Raw genomic sequence first — 5,314 nt, forward strand, 5'->3', positions numbered from 1 at the left:
GCCGTGGTCTTCGGGTCGGGCGCGGCGGGCACGATCTTCGGTTCGGGCGCGGCGGCCGGGCCGGGGAACGTCTGCGGGGGCGGTGCCGGCTGAGCCGCGGTGGCCGCGGCGAGCGCGGCGGCGGGTGCGGAGCCAGGGGCGGGTGCGGAGCCGAGGGCAGGCGCGGCGCCGGGGGCAGGGTGCTTCGCCGCCCAGCCGTTCAGCAGCCGCTGGTACGCCTCCAGGCGGGGCGACCTCGGCTCCGAGCGGCCGTTCTCCCAGTTCTTCACCGTCTGCGTCGAGGTCTTCAGGGCCTGCGCCAGGCGGGCCTGGGTGATGCCAGCGGCCTCACGCAGCCGCGCGCGCTCGGCCGGGGGCGGCAACTGCGGCTCCTCGGCCAGCAGTGCATCGACGGACGCGAACAGCTCTTCTTGGATGGCCATGTGCCTCTACCTCCACCCGGCACACTAGCATCGCTTACCCCTCTCTTTAGCCCATTCTTTACCCCTGTCCGCGAGCTGCCGCCACGACCGTCGGCCTACGGCGACCGGGTCCGGCGGGTGAGAGCCAGAACGGCTACGGCTCGCACCAAGCGGTCGGCGCCAGAACGCCGCCGCGCCCGTCGCCTCCGCATCTGCGGCCACACCATTCCCCCTGCACCGGCCTCGCTCCGGCGTCCGGCAGGCGACTGAGCGACCGGCAGCGAATGAACCACCGGCCCTCCCCACCCGGCCGTCGCCGCCCCTTGCACCGCCGCAGGAACCGGGAGAAGTTCGTGCACCGCTGCAACGCGGGTCACGGCATGGGAAGCGGGTCGGGTGTTCCTCCTCGGGCTCCTGGGCGATTCGCCGGGGCTGGCGGTCACTGCCTCCGCTGGGCAGGGCCGAGCAGGCCGAGCAACAACAGGGCTGCACACAGCAGGCCGTCGCGGTGCAGGCCCTGCCCGTGCCGACACCGTACGGATCCGCCACCCCGGTCGACTCCATGACGCCGATGGCCGGGGCCACTGGCCGTAGAACCGCCGGGGCAAGAGGGTGCCGCAGGCGTCTCGGGCGCCTCTACCGGCGTGCCGGGTCGACGGGGAGGAGCGGGCGGATCGCGCCGAGGACGGAGCCGACGCACACATCGCGGAGTTCCGTGCGGGTGCAGGTTTCGCTGGTGAGCCAGTCGACGACGAGCACCCGGACGAACACCAGCCAGCTCTTGAGGACTTGGGATACGGCCTCGCGAGTGGTGTCGTCCGCGAGGGGCAGCACGCTCAGCAGACGGGCGCGAATGACGTCGAGTTCGTTCGTGATGATCGTCTGGATGAGGGGGTCGCCGGCGAGGACGCGGTTGCCGGCGAGGATCGTGTTGCGGTTGGTGATGAAGTAGTCGAGGTGGGCGTCCATGCCCTCGACGAGCTGATCAGTGAGGCTGCCGGCGGCGTCGAACCGGCTCTTGGCGAGCAGCTGGTCGGCCGCCTCCTGGTAGATGGCCGCGAAGAGGTCGCGTTTGCCGGGGAAGTACCGGTAGAGCAGCGCGCGGGACACGCCTGCCTGTGCGGCAACGTCCTCCATCAGCACGTCTTCATAGGGGTGAGCGGCGAAGAGCCGCGCACCGACGGCGAGGAGTTGGGCGCGGCGGTCGGCGGGGCTGAGGCGCTGGCGTGGCGGCATGAAGGAAGGTTACTTGACACACGTCTACTAGTGGGCACTACGCTGCTAGACATGTGTCCACTAAGGGGGGCGGTGGTTCGGGTCATGGTCAGAACTCTGCGAGGGCTCGCATGGGCGATGGGAGTCGCATGCGTCGCGATCGGGCTGTATCACGCGGCAGCCGGGAACGCGGCGATCCCCGGCGCCGAAGACGCGGGCGCGACGGTCGACAGCTTCGGCCGGTTCATGGGCGCGGTCTTCGCCGGGTACGGACTGGCTTGGTTGTGGGCCGTCCGGCAGACGCCGATACCGGCGGCGGCCGTGCGCCTGCTGGCGGGGATATTCCTGCTGGGCGGGCTCAGCCGGGTGCTGTCCATCGCGGCGGAGGGCCGACCACACGTATTCCAGGTAGTGCTGATGGCCATCGAACTCGGCCTGCCGCCGGTGTACTTCTGGCTCGCGGACGCGGAGGAGGGGGCGGTTCGAGCGCGGGGCTGAGCCGTTCCGCCGTCTCGGGGGAACGGCGGAACGGCTCAGCCCGGCGTTCGGCCTTGGCGCCGTTCCCCGGCAGGAGGACGGCATACGGCCGCGCTCGGCGAGAGGAGGTCAGCGCCGAACGGTCCCAGCTGGCGAGCGGACTGCCTGTACGGGGCGGGCTGACGCTTACCGACCATGCCGTGGTGCGACACCTGACACATCCGCGGGCCCCGCCGATGCGATGAGCCGCCACACGCCAGCCCGGACCGTCACATGACGGCCCGCGGCCTCTGCGGTGTCCCTGCCGGTTCCTCAACAGGGGCGGCAGTGGCGGCACTACGGCTCGGCTCCGCTGCGGTCGGTACGCGTAGGCCGGCAGGAACGAACGTCCACCCACCAGCGGCCCTCACTCACCCCTACGTACACCCCTACGCGGGTACAGCGCCAGGCGAGGAGGCTGTGCGGCGTCGCCGACTGGGCATCCGGACTTCGCTGTGCTTGATCAGGTGCTGGCGGGCCGTGCTGGCGCTTTGACGCCAGGCGCGGCCCCGGTTGAGCGCGTCGCGCAGGCGCAGGCGTACACGCACGCCGCAGGCTGTGCTGATGTTGCAGCAGAGCCCGCAACTGCCGGCTGCGGATTGCGCGAGCGTCACCGGGACATGACCACACCACTCCGCACCATTCGGCCGCGCCACCGCCGCACTGGCACCCGGCTTCCCCAGCAGTCCGCGAGGGCACCCGCGCTCCCGGACCATCGGGGCTCGCTCACTGAACGGATCAGGACGAGGAAGTTCCGGCGAGGTGCCGGGCTCAGGCGGAAACACGGATCGGCACTGTGGCGACGCCTCAGCCTGCGATTCGGAGGCCGTCCCGGTGCGGCTCGACCGCGCCGACATCGACCAGCTCGCGCGGCTCGCCGCACGCGGCTGGAGGCCTGCCGAACCCGAAACGCGGACGACCCCTAAATCGGCCACCTCAACGGCCGCACGGCCGCCGAGACCACCAAGACCACCAAGCAGAGTCTCGACCACCCGCGGGGCGCGGACCACCGGGGACTGTCCTCCGGGACTCAGCAGTAGAGGTTGCCTCCGGGAGCCACGCCCAGCATCTGGGCGAATCGCTGGTAGCTGTTCACCCGGCTCTGCACCTGGGCGGGGTTGCGGCCGTCGCACTCGACGGCGCCGTTGATGCTGCGGATGGTCTGCCCGAACCCACGGCTGTTCACCATCGCATCGTGCGGTGTCATGGTGCCGGGGCCGCGCTGGGTGTTCCAGTACCACAGGGCCGTTTTCCAAGACACGGCCGCGTCGGTCTGGACGAGCGAGGGGTTGTTCAGCAGGTTGATTCCGAGGGCGTCGCCCGCCGCCTTGTAGTTGAAGTTCCAGCTCAGCTGGAGCGGGCCGCGACCGTAATAGGCGGCCTGACCGGCCGGGCAGCCGTAGGGCTGGTTCCGATCGCAGTAGTGGGGGTAGTTGGCCGTATTCTGCTCCACGATGTGGACCAGACCCCCGGTCTCGTGGTCGACGTTGGCCAGGAAGGCCGCGGCCTCTTGCCGCTTGATCTGGTCACTTCCAGTGTTGGCGAATCCGGGGTACGCGGCCAGAGCCGCGATCAGCCCGTTGTACGTGTAGAAGGGGTTCCGGGCCGGGAACATCTGCTGGAACTGGGCCTCCGTCACGGGGAACTTCCCAGCCCCTGGGTTGCCGCCTCCCTGACAGGTGTACGGGTCCCAGTACCAGGTGCTGATGAGCGGGTCGTAGCCGGGGTTGTCATGCTCGGCTATGTAGTACTTGCCGTCGGTGTACCGGACGACCGTGCCCGCCGGATACCAGGTGCCGGCCGTCCAGTTGGGCGCGTTGTCGCAGGGCGCTGCGGCACTCGCGCCGGCTGCGGCACTCGCCGTGCCGGACGGCAGGAGGAGGGCGGCACCGACCAGAGCCAGTACGGCCAGCAGCAAGGTGGCGAAGCGGTTTCTTCTCACGGCGGCTCCTGTGGGTTCGGATCGCTGAGGTGACACTCGCTTGCTCAAAGCGCGGCGGACCGGTCGGAACGGTGGAAAGCCCCGCGTCCGCCATCACTTGCGCAGTGAATAACTGTTCAACTTCATTGTCAATGCCATGCTTCATTAGCGGCCAAACCAGCTGCACTTGACACCCGGTTCCGGACAACTCCCCCTGCACGGGCTTGCTTCGGTGCCCTTCCGCGTGGCATTCATGGATTCCAAAGCCCGGACGCGTGCCGACGAAATGCCGCGGTCCATCGGCTTCCTGAGCGGCGAGTCGATACGGCTCCGTGCCGCCGGTTTCCGGGGCGCTCGCTCCATGGCCCGGTGAGTGCGCCCCGCCCGCCAATCCCCCCTGAACGAGGAGAGACCATGCGTGGAAGCAGCGCTGTGCGCTCGGCAGCCGTCATCCTGGCCGCCGCGGCCACCGGAATTGCGGTCGCCGCCGGTCCGGCAGCCGCCGACGTTCCGATCGGCCAGCCGATGAACGGAAAGATGACCTACTACACCGACAAGGGGTACGGCGCCTGCGGGACGGCCATCGACGCGAGCTCCCAGGACCTCGTCGCGGTCTCGCCCTCGTGGTGGACCTCCGCCAACCCGAACAACGACCCGCTCTGCAAGGGCATATACGTCGAGGTCAGCTACAACGGCAAGACCATCAGGGTGCCCGTCAGGGACAAGTGCCTCTCGTGTGACCGCACCCATATCGACCTCGGCAGGCCGGCCTTCCAGAAGCTGGCACCACTCGACCGGGGCGTGGTCAACGGCATCACTTGGAAGTTCGTGCGCTGAGCAGTCGGCTCGGCGGCCCAGCCCAGACCGGTAGAGCCGTATGTCGCTCTCCTCCATCAGCGACGTCGTCCGCATCTGGAGCCTGCGTACCTCACCAGCCTCCGTTCCTCTCAGGCCCGCCCCCTGTACATCCCCCGGGTCTGGGAGGATCCGGCGGGCGCGATCAAGGCGTTGCCGACGCATCGAGCGGCCCTCGTGCCCCCTTCGTCCTCGAAGAGCCGGTGGGCAGGCTGAGGCTGAGCGCCGACGGTGGCGGTGGCGGTGGCCTCTGCGCCTCTCGCCGTCCTGCGCATGCGCACCCGGGCGCCGCCAGGAGGCGCGGACCGTCCGGGTCCCGGGCTCCCGGCTCCCGGCTCCCGGCTCCCGGCTCCCGGCTCCCGGCTCCCGGCTCCCGGCTCCCGGCTCCCGGCTCCCGGCTCCCGGC

General features: G+C 70.0%; 5 protein-coding genes. 2 read left to right on the forward strand and 3 right to left on the reverse strand.

Annotated elements, in window-relative coordinates:
* Both ACSNOH_RS33200 and ACSNOH_RS33205 read right to left on the reverse strand, forming a co-directional pair.
* Positions 1-422: helix-turn-helix domain-containing protein (locus tag ACSNOH_RS33200; RefSeq protein WP_436725165.1), on the reverse strand; the 422-nt coding region annotated here is incomplete at its 3' end.
* A gap of 615 nt (positions 423-1,037) precedes the next feature.
* Positions 1,038-1,637 (reverse strand): TetR/AcrR family transcriptional regulator, encoded by a 600-nt coding sequence (locus tag ACSNOH_RS33205; RefSeq protein WP_436725166.1) that lies wholly within the window; start codon positions 1,635-1,637, stop codon positions 1,038-1,040.
* An 84-nt stretch (positions 1,638-1,721) separates the two neighbouring features.
* On the opposite strand from ACSNOH_RS33205, the gene ACSNOH_RS33210 reads away from it, so the two are divergent.
* Complete coding sequence (locus tag ACSNOH_RS33210) at positions 1,722-2,114, forward strand: DUF4345 domain-containing protein (protein ID WP_436725167.1); 393 nt, start codon at positions 1,722-1,724, stop codon at positions 2,112-2,114.
* A gap of 1,048 nt (positions 2,115-3,162) precedes the next feature.
* Here ACSNOH_RS33210 and ACSNOH_RS33215 read toward each other — a convergent pair.
* Positions 3,163-4,074 (reverse strand): glycoside hydrolase family 19 protein, encoded by a 912-nt coding sequence (locus tag ACSNOH_RS33215; RefSeq protein WP_436725168.1) that lies wholly within the window; start codon positions 4,072-4,074, stop codon positions 3,163-3,165.
* Between the two features lie 393 nt (positions 4,075-4,467).
* On the opposite strand from ACSNOH_RS33215, the gene ACSNOH_RS33220 reads away from it, so the two are divergent.
* Entirely contained in the window at positions 4,468-4,890 is a 423-nt protein-coding gene (locus tag ACSNOH_RS33220; RefSeq protein WP_436725169.1) for a cysteine/serine endopeptidase inhibitor, read from the forward strand.
* Positions 4,891-5,314: the final 424 nt, after the last annotated feature.

This window comes from Streptomyces sp. URMC 127 (assembly GCF_051386535.1).
GTDB lineage: Bacteria > Actinomycetota > Actinomycetes > Streptomycetales > Streptomycetaceae > Streptomyces.

Coding starts and splice junctions, on each gene's coding strand:
- ACSNOH_RS33220 (WP_436725169.1), top strand. CDS start 4,468: ATGCGTGGAAGCAGCGCTGTGCGCTCGGCAGCCGTCATCCTGGCCGCC.
- ACSNOH_RS33205 (WP_436725166.1), bottom strand. CDS start 1,637: ATGCCGCCACGCCAGCGCCTCAGCCCCGCCGACCGCCGCGCCCAACTC.
- ACSNOH_RS33210 (WP_436725167.1), top strand. CDS start 1,722: ATGGTCAGAACTCTGCGAGGGCTCGCATGGGCGATGGGAGTCGCATGC.